Below are 14,536 nucleotides of genomic sequence, written 5' to 3'. Positions count from 1 at the left end.
CTTTTATTGTTTGACCTCGGTGATCGAAGACCGATTCATCTTCATTTTAACCCCGGTCGCTACTTCCAGGGAGATGGTCCCTTCGTCGACACTGGCGATCTTGCCATGAATACCACCAGCAGTAACAACGCTATCACCAGGCTTGAGGTTGCCGATCAGTTCTTTATGTTGCTTAGCTCGCTTCTGCTGCGGCCGGATCAGCAAAAAATAAAAAATGGCGAACATCGCCACCAGCATAATAATGCCTTCATAGCCCCCTTGCCCTTGGGCTGCGCCGGTTCCTGCCATTGCAAATGCTTCCGTTGCCATGTCGTATCCTCCTTGGTTATGGACTGATGATGAAAAGTTTTTTCAAAAAACCTGAATATTTCTCTTCCGATAAAAATCTTTTCTGAACCTGTCGAATTGTCCGGCTTCCAGTGAAGCCCTGATCATCGACATCAAATGCTGATAGTAATAGAGATTGTGCTGCGTGTTAAGTACTGAAGCAAGTATTTCTCCACTGACATATAAATGGCGCAAATACGCTCTGCTGTAATGACGGCAGACATAACAATCACACTCGGGATCAATCGGTTCCTGATCATCACGATAACGGGCCTGCTTGATACTGATTTTGCCGAAGCTGGTAAACAACACCCCGTTGCGAGCATTCCTGGTGGGCATGACACAGTCGAACATATCACAGCCTCGAGCGACCCCTTCAACCAGATTCTCGGGTGTGCCGACCCCCATGACATAACGCGGCCGATCCGCAGGCAGCAGCGGCAGGCTGTATTCCATGATGTCGTACATCAATTCGGTCTGTTCGCCGACGGAAAGTCCGCCAAGAGCATAACCTTCAAAACCGATGTCCTGAAGCTGCTCCGCGCTTTGTTTGCGCAGGTCCAGTTCCATTCCGCCTTGAACAATACCGAACAGTGCCGCCGCAGACCCCGGTGGGATCACCTCGCGACAACGCCGTGCCCAGCGCATGGAACGGTTGGTGGAATCGGCAATATAGGAACGTTCGGCTGGATGCGGGATACACTCATCAAAGACCATCACGATATCCGAACCGAGGGCCAGTTGGATTTCCATCGACAGCTCCGGAGTGAGCAGATGATAGCTGCCATCCAGATGGGATTGAAATGAGGCTCCCTGCTCGGAAATCTTACGCAACTCACCAAGGCTGAAAACCTGAAATCCGCCGCTGTCGGTCAGAATCGGCCGATCCCAGTTGATAAAGCGGTGTAAGCCACCCATCTGCCGCACCAGCTCATGTCCCGGACGCAGGTAAAGATGGTAGGTATTCGCCAGGATAATCTGTGCACCGATCTCCTTGAGCGCTTCGGGTAAAACCCCTTTAACCGTCCCCTGAGTTCCAACCGGCATAAAAGCCGGGGTCTCAACAACGCCACGGGACAGCTCAAGCCGCCCGCGGCGCGCCTGAGTCGATTGATCTTGGTGCAAAAGAACGTATTTGAATCCAGACAATGGTCTTACCTGATCAAAGAATCAACATGCAATCGCCATAGCTAAAAAAGCGAAACCGCTGGGCAACGGCCTGACGATAGGCGGACAGGACCTGTTCCCGTCCAGCAAAGGCCGAAATCAACATCAGTAACGTCGATTTCGGCAAGTGAAAATTGGTGACCAGGGCATCAATCGATTTAAACCGGTAGCCCGGATAAATGAAAATCTCGCTGTCCCCACGCCCGGCCTGCAGCAGACCATCCTCCGTCGTCGCAGTTTCCAAGGCCCTGGCACTGGTTGTTCCGAGGGCAAAAACCCTTCGCTTCTCTTGTTTGGCCCGATTGACAAGCGCCGCGGTGCTCTCCGGTATCGAATACTGTTCGGAGTGCATCTTATGCTCGCGAATATTGTCAACCCGCACCGGCAGGAAAGTTCCCAGCCCCACATGCAGGGTCACCGGGGCAATCTCGACGCCGATATTTTTCAGCTCTGCCAGGATTTCCGCGGTAAAGTGCAAGCCTGCGGTCGGCGCAGCGACCGCACCCTGTTCGCGGGCAAAAACCGTTTGATAGCGATCCCGGTCCGCGTCGCTGTCGGCTCTTCTGATATAAGGTGGCAACGGCAGATGCCCGACCCTGTCCACCAGATCCAGAAAGTTGCCGGCACAGGAAAACCGCACCCGTCGGTAAGGAGCCTGCGCCTCCTCCAGGATTTCAGCAACCAGGCCGCCATCCAGTTCAACCAGAACGCCCGGCTTGAGCGGATGGGAACTTTTGGTCAGGCACAACCAGTCCTCGCCGAGCGGATCGGGATGCCGCCGCACCAGCAGAATTTCAATCTTGCCGCCGGTTTTTTTATGCCCCAGCAACCGCGCCGGAATCACCTTGGTATCATTCAGAACCAGCACATCGCCCGGTTTAAAATAGCGGGCAATCCGGTCAAAATCGGTGGTTTCGACGAGCCCGGTCCGGCGGTTCAGACACATCAGCCGTGCCCCGTCCCGCCGCTCCGCCGGAGCCTGCGCAATCAGCTCTTCCGGGAGCGAATAATCAAAATCATTTAACTGCATTGAACCATGCCTACCTTGTCTCGAACAGCGCCCTAGAAGATCACAGTAAGCAGCCAATGTCAATCGCTTTTGCTCGGGCAAAAGGCTTCACCAAGCAGGCTCCGAGCTTTATCAGGGCTCTTTTGGAGAAACAGAGATCAGCCTTGAAAAGAGCCTTGCTGATGATCTTTTTAAAAGAGTGGATTGAACATTTTCTGGTCACTTGGTATGTATGAATTTACTCTTTTCTTTCAAGGCCCGAAGAGAGGGGCAGGCCGCCGTCCGGATTCGGCAACAGTGCGATTGAAAAATTACGTTGAAATGAAAGAGCAGCGTCCGCTAAGGAGAATATCAACCAATGGCCAACATCTCAGCCCAAAGCGTATTGCTGGATATCCTGACCGAATATCCGGCGGCAGTAGGGATCATTAAAGAATACGATGAGGCTGCGGGAGTCTGCCTGTGTTGTGAGATGTTGTTTGCAACCCTGGCTGAGATTGTTGAAAAATACAACCTGGATCGGAACGAACTGATCACCCGCCTTCGCGCATTGGCGGCAGCCACCTGAAGACGGGTTACTGGCCGCCCTCATAAAGAATTTTCCAGCGCTGGGATTCCTTCACCAGGTAAAGCCGTTTGCGCATATCACCGTTAAAATTGTTGGACCGGTAGCGCTGTTCGAAATTGGCCACCACCATCGGCGGCTGTTGCGCAGAACGCGGATATTCAAACAGGGCAATATCCGCCAGGCCGACCTTTTGAAAGGTTTTTCCGGCAAAGACCCTTTTCTTATATTCGCCCCAACTCTGTTCATCATAGCCGCTACTCCAGAAATCAGCGGAATAGAAATCCAGATAGCTTTGCAGATCCGCTTTCTCCCAACTCTGTCGCCAGCTTTCAAGGGCGGCCTGGATCTCGATATTGCGATCAAGCCATTCCCTGGTGCTCAACCATTGCACCTGCTCGCTGATAACCACCGGGGTGCGCCCGACTTCGACATAAGTTGCGATGCGTGCAAACTCTTCATTGGTCAGGACCACGCAGCCTTCACTATCCAGCGGTGGTCTGCTGTACAAAGATTTATCGGTCCCATGCAGCCAAATACCCTGGCCGGTTTTGTGCAATCGGCGGTCGTATTCATTCGGGTAATTAACGGGGAAAGCCCCTTGTCCGTACAGTGGCGGTAATTTTTCATCAGGCAGGTAGCTGGTGACGAAGTAGACTCCGTCGGGCGTTTTCAAATCCCCTTCACGGCGTTTATCCCCTGGCACTTTCCCGAGCACAATATAGAAATCGTCAATCAGCTTCGGCGGCAGCCCGGTCCCGGCATTGCGAAAAACATACAAGCGATGCCGGCTCTTATCGACCACCAGAGCATGCCCGATACTCTCTCCCAGGGTCAGTAGGACAGCGGGGACAGTCGCCTGATCCAAAGCGGACAGATACCCTTCCAGCCTGGCACGGGCCTCATTTTTCAACTGCGCGACTTGCTGATGGTGTTCCCCCACTCCATTAATGGCGTCAGCAGCAAAAGGAGTCACCAGTCCATAACGCGCGGACAACAGATCGCCGAGGATCAGGTGGGCAAGTTGAAATTTTGGCGCTCGCGCGGTCAGGTCCTCCAACACGGCAATTGCTTCAGACAACTCCCCATCCTGGAACAATAACAGTCCTTTCAGCAGGTTGGCTTCGAAATCATTCGGATTGTCGGTCAGCCGCTGATTCAGCCGCTCAAGAACCGGATCGGCTGGCGGTTGTTTCACAACAGCGTCGGCCACGGCCGGAGGAGCCGGTACGCTGGGGATGAAAGCAGGCGCAGTCATCTCCTGCTGAGTCCACAACGCACTCACCTTGGCCCCGGTCAGACCGATGGCGGCCAATAAGGCCAATACTGTCAGCACACGAAAGAAGGTCAACGAATCCTCTCCACAGAGCGCTCCCGGAGAATGCTCCATCCGGAAGGGTTTTGCTTCAGCTCAAACTGCTTGCGACTCACGTCGGAATAGCGATTACTCTGATAATGCTGTACCGCCTCCAGGACGATGATCGATCCCTGCTCCCTGACAACCTTGAACGCGTCCAGATCGACCTGAATTGTTTCGGGATTCCGCAATCGGTTGCGACGCTGCCTTTCCCAGTCCTCCCGCGTACGATGACCGGCCGGCTGGAAATCGGCTGAATAAAATGCGAGATAGCTCTCAACATCCTGCTGTGACCAGGCCGCGGCCCAGCGCCGCAAAAACTGCTCGGCCGATTCCGCTAGCGCTGCAGTTCCTGGCTCTGCTTCCTGAGCTGTTGCAGCCTGGGCTGTCTTGATATCAGCAGTCCCGGCAACAGCGCCAACCGGAAAAGAGGGCGCCTCGGCCGGCTGTTCCTCGGCCGTTGTGGGGGCAGCAGTTTCTGCAGTGCTGCTTTGCGCCGGTGCAGACGGGCCGGGCTCAGCCGGTGCAGGAGCGGCAGCAACCACATCATTCCCGGCCGCTTGCTGACCTTCGGCGCCTTCAGTCACCGACCCCGGTTGGGATTTTTCCGCAACAAGGGCCGTGGCCGCTTGATCGGTGTTCAGGAAAATAATGCCCTGGCCGGAAAAAACCTGCAATGGCAGGGGACGCTTCTGTTCTTTCAATTGCAGGGCTTTCCCGTAAGAATCCCGAGCCATTTCTGTGTAAATTGCGGCCAGGTTTCGGTGCACGGTCAAATAGACCGGGCTGGTGGCCAGAGCCTTTTCAAGGTATTGCCGAGCCTGATCATAATCGCCAAGGAATGCGGCCATGGCCGCCAGGTTATTATACGGCCGCGGATCATCGGGGTAACTTTGCAGCAACGCATCAAGTTCTTCGCGGGCAGTACTGAAATCGCTCTTTTGCCATTTCGACAAGGGTTCGTTGAACAGGGAATCGTTCAACACCGGGGCGTGCGGCTGCGCAGAACGTTCTTCCAGCTGGGGCACCGGATCGGAAAGCAACTGGAACGACAGCGAACCAAGCAGGATACCCATAATCAACGCGCCAACCATACGCAACTTGCTGTAGCTCCCTTTGCTTTGAGGATGCGGCTCGGCATTCTCAAACGGCGGATCAACAGCCAACTCCTCTGCCTCACGAGTTTCCAGCGTATGTTCTTGCAACCTGGCAGCCACCCGTGCGGCAATGTCACTGACCTCCACCTCCTGCCGATCGACAGCGGAAGCACTGGGGGAGACTGGCGGCACGGCAGAGTCTTTCTTCGTCCTGAAGCACTTGAGAGCTTCGGTCCCGGGGTCTGCCAGCAGTGCCGAACAACTATCAACAACCTCCGCAGCGCTAAGCCGTTGTCCTGGAATAATCGGCACCAATGCCGCAAGCAAAGGCTGGCAGCTGGAGAACTCCGGCGGCAACTCCGGGAAGTCCCCTGCCAGATGTTGTGTCGCGATAGCGAAGTCATCGGCCCCTGAAAATGGCGGCTGGCCAGTCAAAAGACAGAACAGCAGACAACCCAGGCTATAGATATCTGATTCGGGTCCGGTCCCCTCCCCGCGAACCTGCTCAGGGCTGCAATAGGCAGGATCGATCCCGCTATGGAAATCGAGCAGAAGAAGCTGCCCCAGCGAAAATTCATTCAGCCAGGGGGTTCCGTCAGAACGGATAAAAACCGTCCCCGGAGAAAGGTGCCCATGGTGTTCCCCTTCAGCGTGCGGAGTCACCATGGCACCGGCAAGCTGGCTGATCAGCCTCAGAACCTCGCGTACCGTCGATGGCTCTGCCAGTGAAGCGGCCAGGGGACGCCCTTGCGGCAGTGGGTAAAGACAGGCCAGCTGTCCGCCAAACTCGCCGGCCTTCAGGGGAAGACCGATATTGGCATACCCCTTTTCGGCCAGCTGATTGGCTCGGAGGAGAAAATCAGCATGTTTCTTTCCGCTCAGGCGTGCTTCAGCCTTAACCACCAGCAGTTCAACCTTGCCGAACTCAGCGCTATCCGCCAGGTAGGTGATAAAAGAATCATTTTCGACCCGTTTTTCGATAAGTTCAGAGTCGAAAAAAGTCTGATTTGGTTCGGGCATGAGCGTTATCCTTAGCAGAACATTAGCTTACAAAAATACTAAGAGCCTCGCGCAATTGCTAGGGAAAAATCGGCACGATATCCAACCCGAGCAATTCCTCGAAGCCGCACATTATATTCATATTCTGTACGGCCTGCCCGGACGCCCCCTTGACCAGGTTGTCGATCACACCGATAGCCACGACCCGGTTGGTCCGCGGATCATACACAAGCCCGACATCGCAGAAATTTGTTCCCCGCACATAGGCGATATTGGGCAACTCTCCGCCGGGCATCACCCGCACGCAGGGGTCATGAGCATAGCGCTGCCGGTACAGATCGATCAGGTCTCCACCCGAACTGACGCCGGTGGCTGTTGCATAACAGGTCGAGAGCATGCCGCGAGTCAAAGGTAACAGGTGGGGAGTAAAACTGACCTGAAGCTCTTGTCCACAAACCCGGCTCAGCTCCTGCTCAATCTCGGGGGTATGCCGGTGCTGGGCAACACCATAAGCCTTAAAGCCCTCATTGACCTCACAGAAAAGGCTGCCCTGTTTGGTTCCCCGCCCGGCCCCGCTGGTACCGGATTTACTGTCGAGGATCAGTGTTGCCGGATCGATCAGCCGCTGTTCCAGCAGCGGTGCCAGAGCCAGAATAATACTGGTCGGATAGCAGCCCGGATTGGCGACCAGCCGTGCGGCCTTGATCTCATCGCGATACAACTCCGGCAGACCATAAACAGCCTCAGCCAACAGCTCCGGACTGCTGTGCTGTTGATACCAGAATTCGTAAACAGCTTTATCTTTCAACCGGTAATCGGCCGACAGGTCCACCACCTTGCAGCCAGCTGCGAGAAAATCGGGAATGACCTCCATGGCCGATTTGTGCGGCAGTGCGGTAAAGACCAGATCAACCCGGGGGGCAATGGCGGCCACGTTAAGGGGTTCACAAACCAGCTCGCAGGAACCACTTAAAGAAGGAAAAACTTGATTGATCGGCACTCCTTCATGCTGCCTGGACGTGACACAGCAGATATTGACCCGGGGATGCCTGGCCAAGATCCGTAACAGTTCAACACCGGTATATCCACTAGCTCCAATGACGGCGACATTCAACATAGAACTCTCCATAAACAAATCCGAAAAAAACATCTGCCAACACCAACAAGCTGTTGAATAACAGCCTGCCGAGCCCATCAGCGGGCGATCAAAATCAATAATGCCTTTCCAACTCATTGATTTTGTAAGGTGGAGGAAATCGCACTTTTCTCCACCGGGCTTGAAAAAGACCAGGGATGGACTTTTCCAACAACCGGCTAATGCCGTATCGCAACCAAATCATAACCGGGCATGCTCGACAAAAAAAGGGAAACCCTTGCGGATTTCCCTTCTTCGATTTTGCTTGCCAACAGTAATTGCCGAAACAATTAACGTTTGGAGAACTGGAAACTCCGGCGGGCAGCTGCACGGCCGTATTTCTTACGTTCTTTAACGCGACTGTCACGGGTGATGAACCCGGCTTTTTTCAGCACAGCCCGCAATTCCGGATCGGCTTCCAGCAGTGCTTTGGTAATGCCATGCTTAATCGCACCGGCCTGACCCGAAGCACCACCGCCACAGACATTGACAAAAACGTCAAATTTATCTGCATTTTCAGTCAGTTCCAAGGGTTGACGAACAACCATCTTGGAGGTTTCACGACCGAAGAAAACATCCAGAGGACGTTTATTGACAACGATTTCACCGGTCCCTGGTTTCATCCAGACACGGGCGATTGAGGTTTTTCTTTTGCCGGTTGCATAAAACTTCTGCTCAGCCATCTAGCTATCTCCCTGGATCAGATCTTCAATTCTTTAGGTTGCTGGGCGGCATGAGGATGGTCGCCACCGGCATATACCTTCAGTTTACGGAACATTTTACGCCCCAGCTTGTTGCGCGGCAGCATGCCTTTGACAGCCGCCTGGACAAGCATTTCCGGTTTTTGGGCAAGCAGCTTTTCAGCATTGATTTCGCGAATACCACCCGGGAAACCAGTGTGTCGATAATACTTCTTGTCGGCCAGTTTGTTTCCGGTCAACTTGATCTTATCGGCATTCAACACGATGACGAAATCACCGGTGTCCACACTCGGGGTAAAAATCGCTTTATGCTTGCCACGCAACACACGGGCAATTTCAGTCGCTGCACGACCCAGGACAACATCCTCCAGATCGACAACAAACCAATCTCTTTTAACGTCTTGTTCTTTAGCGACCTGAGTACTCATCGCATTCCTCTCCAAACATCTATCTAAAAGGGTTGTGGGGCTCACAAAGCGGTAAATCTATCCGACTCAAACCATGCTGTCAAGTGAATTCGTCAAGGAAAAACAGCTTTCTGCCAGCAGACTTACATCTTCACCAATTTGCTTCAATAATACACCTGCATCAGACACAGACCATGTGCCGGAGCGGTCAATGCCGGCCCGACGGAGCCTGGAGAATGCAACATCTTGACGATATCGTCAACAGGTCTTTTCCCGCGACCGATATCAACCAGGGTTCCGACCATCATCCGGATCATATTTTTCAGAAAACCGCTGCCTTCTATATCAATATACACGAGCGCCCCCTGCTGCGTCAGCGTGACCGAAAAAATTTCCCGGACAGTGGTCTCGGCTGAGCAACCGGTCGTTCGGAAGGCGCGAAAATCATGGCAGCCGATAAAAGCCGCGGCAGCAACCCGCATCCGGATCAGATCGATATCACTTTTGAGCTGCCAGGAGGTCCTGCGCTCCAGTGGTGAGCGAACCGGGTCACAAAGCAGCGTATAACGATAATGCTTGCCGGTGGCCGAAAAACGGGCATGAAATGATTCATCGACCTCGCGGGCACTGCGCACGGCGATGGCCGCCGGAAGAAAAGAATTCATCCCCTCTCGCCAGGCCGACAAGGGCAGGTCTCGTGCCGTCGAAAAATGGCAGACCATGCCCAGAGCATGGACCCCGGCATCGGTTCGCCCGGCCGAATAGACCGTACAATTGTGCCCGGTCAACTTCTGCAAGGCCTCTTCAACACACTGCTGGACCGACAGACCGTTGGGCTGATATTGCCAGCCGACATAGTCAGTTCCTTCATAAGCAATAACCAGGCAGATTTTTCGCATGTCACCATCGCCAGAAGAGAACAACACAGAGCACTCCGGCACAGAGTGTTGCCCAAACCGACAGTCCCAGGGGCTGACATTCCTTGGTGTCTGCAGGTTCCGGCACAACCCGGGCGGTTGCGATATCCCGGGCCAGCTCATCAGCCCGATCAAACAATCTCAGCAGCAGCGGTTCCAACTGCTCGGCCCAGCATCTGAGCCTGCTTAATGGCCCTCTGCCCTGCCCTTTCTGTATGGAATCGACCTGGGCAATCTCCTGCCGGATCAGCGGTAGAAACTGCATGACCAGCAACACCATCCCGGTGATCTCTGCAACCGGCACCCGCACCAGCCGCAGTGGTGCCAGCAACCAGCCGAGCGCCCTGGCCAGTTCTAGCGGCGGTGTCGTCCAGGATAACAGCAGAGAAAAAAGAACCGCCAGAAGCAGTTGACTATCGACGCAGAGGCCATTTATCAGCCCATCGTAGGACAACCAACCGGTGCCGAACAAGGTCCGTCCAGGGGTCAACAACAGGTGCAGCAGCAACGTGCACAGCAACAGCCACTTCATCATTTTCAGCAGCCGCCAAACCGCCCCGAGGGACACTTTAGCCAAAGCCGCAGCCAGGCCCGCCAATCCGATCAGACCGCCCAGAACGTGCAGATCAAAACTCGTAAACAAACAGATGATAACAACAAACAACAGAACCAGCTTGACTCGCGCATCAAGACGATGCAAAAAGCTGTTTCCAGAGCGGTAGATGCCTTGGGTCATACGTTTTCCATGGCAACAAAAGGGGGCCACAAGCCCCCCTTTATCAGCGGTCATTCCAAAAATCGGCCGGGCGGGATCAGCCCAGTCTAGCAACAATCGCATCACCCATGGCGGCGGTGTCGACTTTCTGTTCGACGGCCGTACCCTGATAAATATCCGCGGTGCGGTAACCGTCATTAAGGACCTTTTCAACCGCAGCTTCAACAGCGTCCGCGGCATCCGTCAGGTTAAAGGAATAGCGCAGCATCATGGCGGCGGAAAGGATCTGGGCAATGGGGTTGGCAATGCCCTGGCCGGCGATATCGGGGGCGCTTCCACCGGATGGTTCGTACATGCCAAAACTGCTTTCAGCAAGAGAAGCAGACGGCAGCATGCCGAGAGAACCGGTCAGCATGGCAGCTTCATCGGAAATGATATCACCGAACATGTTGCCGCACAGCATGACATCAAACTGCTTGGGCCAGCGAACCAGCTGCATGGCCGCATTATCAACATACATATGGGTGAGGGAGACATCCGGGTATTCGGTAGCGACCCGCTCCACCGTTTCCCGCCAGACAATCGACGTCGATAAGACATTGGCTTTGTCGACGGAACAAACCCGGCAGCTCCGCTTGCGCGCAGTCTGGAAAGCGATATGGGCAATCCGTTCGACTTCGGCGGCCGAATACTTCATGGTGTCAAAACCGGTTCGCTCCTGCCCTTCGCCTTCAATCCCCTTGGGTTCGGCAAAATAAATATCGCCGGTCAACTCACGAACGACCAGCAGATCAAACCCACCTTCGACGACCTCCTGTTTCAGGCTTGAGGCACCGGTCAGGGCCGGAAAAACAATGGCCGGACGCAAATTACAGAACAGCCCGAAGATCTTGCGCAACGGCAGCAAAGCGCCGCGTTCAGGCTGCTCTTTCGGGGGCAGTTTTTCCCATTTGGGGCCACCGACACTGCCGAACAGAATCGCATCCGACGCTTTGCAAAGCGCCACCGTGGTATCGGGTAAGGCTTTACCCTCCTGGTCGATACCGGCACCGCCGACATTGCCGAAGGTTCGTTCAAAGCGGACAGCATATTTCGATTCAACGGCATCAAGGACCTTCAACGCCTCCGCCATAACCTCCGGACCAATACCATCACCGGGTAACACTGCAATCTTAAAACTTTTTACCATGATTGGATTAACTCCCATAAAAATAGAATGTCCTCTCCCAACCGGGGGGGGCAGGTGGAATAAACTCGAAAGCAGCGCCTCGGGAACACTGCAAAGACCGGGTAAAAACGGCTAAAACTATAGGAAGAGGCTATTTTTTTGTCAAACCCTTTTTAGCTCCATGCCCGCCGCTAAGCCAATGACTGGCCACAATGATACAGATTATGCTATGGTGCCGGACATCTTTAACTTTCCTTACAGGCTTACAGGAGAACTCTATGCGTTATGCTTTTTTCTTTCTCATGTTGATCCTCTTTGCGGCGCAACCGGTCCTGGCGGCCGATTCTTCACCTCAGCCCCCCCCGCCGCAATTAACCATAGAATCCGCCAGCACCATTTTAAACGGGATTCAAGGGGAGGTTGTCTCGGTAACGCCCTCCGAAGTTCCTGGTCTCTATCGGGTCGGCATGAAAATGCAGGGGAAAATCTACCCTCTCTACCTGGACGCCTCAGGGCGTTACCTGTTCAGCGGCAATATTATCCGCATTGCCGACCGGGCCAACCTGACCGAAGAAGAATTTCGCCAGTTGAACCCCATCGACCTGTCGCAGATCCCGCTGGACGATGCCCTGCTGCTTGGAAACCCAGCCGCGAAGCATCCGATCCTGGTCTTTACCGATCCCCATTGTCCGTACTGCAGCCAGCTGCACCAGGTGCTGCTGGAAGCGGTTAAGGAACACCCGGAACTGGCCTTCAAATTGAAACTGGTCCCCTTCAAGCAGAGTTCCAAAGAAATAACCAAGACCATTATCTGCAACAAATCAATTGACCAGCTGGAAATGGCCTTTGCCGGAAAAGCCCTCCCCAAACCGGATTGTGACACCGATGCCGGAGACAAAAACCTGGCCCTGGCTCAAAAATTGGGGATCCGCGGCACGCCGTCCCTGATTATGCCGAACGGCTTGATCTTTCCCGGCTACCACTCCCTGGCGGATCTGATGACATTGATCAAAGAAAACACCCCGGCCGACAAGTAACCGCCCGGCCGCTGACCATAAAGGGCTCCACAAAAAAACCGACGGTTTGAAACGTCGGTTTTTTTGTGGAGTTCACCTGAACAACCTCATTAATAGCGGGCATCCGCAAATTCAACCCACCCGCCGGCATTGACCAGGGCCTTGTCAAAGGGACTGATCTCAAAAGAAAATTCTTTTTCCCCGGAGCCACCTTCAGCGATAACCCGTTGTTGGTCCAGATCAACGCGGATGCTGACCGGTCCACCGCGACGCAATTCCATCAGTTCATCGACATTTGCCTTTGGCAGTTCAATGGCCAACATCCCACAGTTAAACATGTTCTGCCTGAAAATCCGGGCATAACTTTCCGCGATAATGGTATGCACGTCGTTAACCTCGAAAACCCAGGGAGCATGTTCGCGTGACGAACCGCAACCGAAATTCTCACGGGTCACAATAACCGTCGCGTTCTGTAGAGCTGCACCTTTCGGATCGAATCCATCCAGTGTCAGGTCTTCAAGAATATAAGGTTTCAGGGCTTCCTTGGTCACCTCGGTCAGATACTTCGCCGGGATGATCTCATCGGTATTGATATCGGAGCGGTCGAGAAAAATGGCCGCCCCCCCAAAGCTCTTCTGCATTCATCTGCTCCTGATTCTAGGCAAGGGTGCGGGCATCGGTAATGACACCGGCCACAGCCGTAGCCGCTGCCGTGGCCGGACTCATCAAATGAACCATACCGCCTTTGCCCATGCGTCCGTTAAAATTTCTGTTGCTGGTCGAGGCACAGACCTCACCTTCGGCAAGAACGCCGTTACTCATTCCAAGACAGGCTCCGCAAGTCGGATTGGTCACACAGAAACCGGCATCCATAAAGATCTGAATGAGCCCTTCGGCCAGGGCATCGTTAAAAATCTTCGGTGTTGCCGGCGACACAATCGCCCGCACCGAATCGGCAATTTTCCGTCCTTTAAGAACCTCTGCCGCTTGGCGCAGGTCCTCGATACGACCGTTGGTACAGGTGCCGATATAAATCTGGTCAACCACGGCCCCGGCCAATTCCTTGACCGGTTTGACACAATCAGGCTTGTAGTCGAAGGTCACCTGGGGCTCCAGCGCCGAGACATCGATATCCAGAGTTTTGGCATACACGGCATCATCATCGGATACCCACTGCCGGTACTCGGCCAGGGCTGCGGCCTTATCCGCAAACTCATCCTGAATAAATTCCCAAAGGTAATCGACGGTCACCATATCAGGCATACAAACACCGGAGGTTCCGCCGGCCTCGATCGCCATATTGCAAAGAGTCATCCGCGCTTCCATGCTCATTGCTTCAACGACCGGACCACGAAATTCGATGACGTGATCGGTGGCTCCGTTGACCCCGAGTTGTCCGATGACATACAGAATCACGTCCTTGGAATAGACCCCGACCGGCAATTTCCCGTCCAGGTTGACCCGGATGGTGGCCGGTTTGCGGAACGCACAGACCCCCTTGAGGATCCCGACCTCAAGGTCGGTGGTACCAACCCCGGCGGCAAAGGCGCCGAAGGCACCGTGCGTACAGGTGTGGCTGTCCCCCATGATCACTGTGAACCCAGGACGGATATACCCCTTTTCAGGGAAAATCGCATGACAGACGCCATTGCGACCAACGTCGAAAAAGTCCGGGATCTCGTGCCGCCGGGCCCAGTCACGCAGAATTTTGGCCTGGGTCGCGGTTTTGGAATCCTTGGAAGGGGTCACATGATCAATCACCACCTTCAGCTTGTTTTTATCAAAAACCCTGTCCTTGCCACGCCAGACCAGGTCCGCAATGGCGACCGGGGTGGTAATTTCATGACAAAGCACCCGGTCCAGGTCGAGCACCTGGGTTCCGGGGAATGGTTCATCCCGTAAATGACTGTCAAATATCTTCTCTGCTAATGTCTTGCCCATGTACGCTCCTGTTGA

The 14,536-nt window shown here is 54.2% G+C and carries 15 protein-coding genes; 2 read left to right on the top strand and 13 right to left on the bottom strand.

Going from position 1 to position 14,536, the window contains the following annotated elements:
- Positions 1-3: 3 nt before the first annotated feature.
- From yajC to queA, 3 genes are read right to left on the bottom strand one after another with little or no spacing between them, the layout of a single operon-like run.
- Positions 4-309, bottom strand: coding sequence for a preprotein translocase subunit YajC (gene yajC, locus N909_RS0118695; protein ID WP_029917661.1), 306 nt, complete (start codon positions 307-309; stop codon positions 4-6).
- Between the two features lie 42 nt (positions 310-351).
- Positions 352-1,476, bottom strand: a complete 1,125-nt coding sequence (gene tgt / locus N909_RS0118690; protein WP_029917660.1) for a tRNA guanosine(34) transglycosylase Tgt — start codon at positions 1,474-1,476, stop codon at positions 352-354.
- A gap of 13 nt (positions 1,477-1,489) precedes the next feature.
- Complete coding sequence (queA, locus tag N909_RS0118685; protein WP_029917659.1) at positions 1,490-2,524, bottom strand: tRNA preQ1(34) S-adenosylmethionine ribosyltransferase-isomerase QueA; 1,035 nt, start codon at positions 2,522-2,524, stop codon at positions 1,490-1,492.
- A 337-nt stretch (positions 2,525-2,861) separates the two neighbouring features.
- Between queA and N909_RS0118675 the strand changes: the two genes are divergently transcribed.
- A complete protein-coding gene (locus N909_RS0118675; protein WP_029917657.1) occupies positions 2,862-3,071 on the top strand; it encodes a hypothetical protein in 210 nt (69 codons plus the stop codon).
- 7 nt (positions 3,072-3,078) lie between these two features.
- Here N909_RS0118675 and N909_RS0118670 read toward each other — a convergent pair whose 3' ends face one another.
- The 8 genes from N909_RS0118670 to leuB form a co-directional block, all read right to left on the bottom strand.
- Positions 3,079-4,419 carry a L,D-transpeptidase Cds6 family protein gene (locus tag N909_RS0118670; protein ID WP_051689958.1) on the bottom strand — a complete coding sequence of 447 codons (1,341 nt, stop codon included), beginning with the start codon at positions 4,417-4,419 and terminating at the stop codon, positions 3,079-3,081.
- A complete protein-coding gene (locus N909_RS0118665) occupies positions 4,416-6,542 on the bottom strand; it encodes a L,D-transpeptidase Cds6 family protein (RefSeq protein ID WP_029917655.1) in 2,127 nt (708 codons plus the stop codon). The genes N909_RS0118670 and N909_RS0118665 overlap by 4 nt, the downstream gene beginning before the upstream one ends.
- 58 nt (positions 6,543-6,600) lie before the next feature.
- Positions 6,601-7,638 carry an N-acetyl-gamma-glutamyl-phosphate reductase gene (gene argC / locus N909_RS0118660; RefSeq protein WP_029917654.1) on the bottom strand — a complete coding sequence of 346 codons (1,038 nt, stop codon included), beginning with the start codon at positions 7,636-7,638 and terminating at the stop codon, positions 6,601-6,603.
- Positions 7,639-7,946: 308 nt separating this feature from the next.
- The gene (gene rpsI, locus N909_RS0118655; RefSeq protein ID WP_029917653.1) at positions 7,947-8,339 is read right to left on the bottom strand and encodes a 30S ribosomal protein S9; all 393 of its coding nucleotides are present in this window, start codon (positions 8,337-8,339) and stop codon (positions 7,947-7,949) included.
- 17 nt (positions 8,340-8,356) lie between these two features.
- On the bottom strand, positions 8,357-8,785 hold the full coding sequence (gene rplM / locus N909_RS0118650) for a 50S ribosomal protein L13 (RefSeq protein ID WP_029917652.1): 429 nt from the start codon (positions 8,783-8,785) through the stop codon (positions 8,357-8,359).
- 143 nt (positions 8,786-8,928) lie between these two features.
- Positions 8,929-9,663, bottom strand: coding sequence for a tRNA pseudouridine(38-40) synthase TruA (truA, locus tag N909_RS0118645; protein ID WP_029917651.1), 735 nt, complete (start codon positions 9,661-9,663; stop codon positions 8,929-8,931).
- Position 9,664: 1 nt separating this feature from the next.
- On the bottom strand, positions 9,665-10,417 hold the full coding sequence (locus N909_RS0118640) for an energy-coupling factor transporter transmembrane component T family protein (protein ID WP_029917650.1): 753 nt from the start codon (positions 10,415-10,417) through the stop codon (positions 9,665-9,667).
- Between the two features lie 76 nt (positions 10,418-10,493).
- Entirely contained in the window at positions 10,494-11,585 is a 1,092-nt protein-coding gene (leuB, locus tag N909_RS0118635) for a 3-isopropylmalate dehydrogenase (RefSeq protein WP_029917649.1), read from the bottom strand.
- Positions 11,586-11,842: 257 nt separating this feature from the next.
- Here leuB and N909_RS0118630 point away from each other — a divergent pair, with 257 nt between their 5' ends.
- Positions 11,843-12,601, top strand: a complete 759-nt coding sequence (locus N909_RS0118630; RefSeq protein WP_029917648.1) for a DsbC family protein — start codon at positions 11,843-11,845, stop codon at positions 12,599-12,601.
- Positions 12,602-12,690: 89 nt separating this feature from the next.
- On the opposite strand, the gene N909_RS0118625 is transcribed toward N909_RS0118630, so the two are convergent.
- A complete protein-coding gene (locus N909_RS0118625) occupies positions 12,691-13,221 on the bottom strand; it encodes a 3-isopropylmalate dehydratase small subunit (RefSeq protein ID WP_029917647.1) in 531 nt (176 codons plus the stop codon).
- A gap of 16 nt (positions 13,222-13,237) precedes the next feature.
- The gene (locus N909_RS0118620) at positions 13,238-14,521 is read right to left on the bottom strand and encodes a 3-isopropylmalate dehydratase large subunit (protein ID WP_029917646.1); all 1,284 of its coding nucleotides are present in this window, start codon (positions 14,519-14,521) and stop codon (positions 13,238-13,240) included.
- Positions 14,522-14,536: the final 15 nt, after the last annotated feature.

It is taken from the genome of Pelobacter seleniigenes DSM 18267 (genome assembly GCF_000711225.1).
GTDB lineage: Bacteria > Desulfobacterota > Desulfuromonadia > Desulfuromonadales > Geopsychrobacteraceae > Seleniibacterium > Seleniibacterium seleniigenes.
This window is presented reverse-complemented; position numbering and strand designations above follow the sequence as displayed.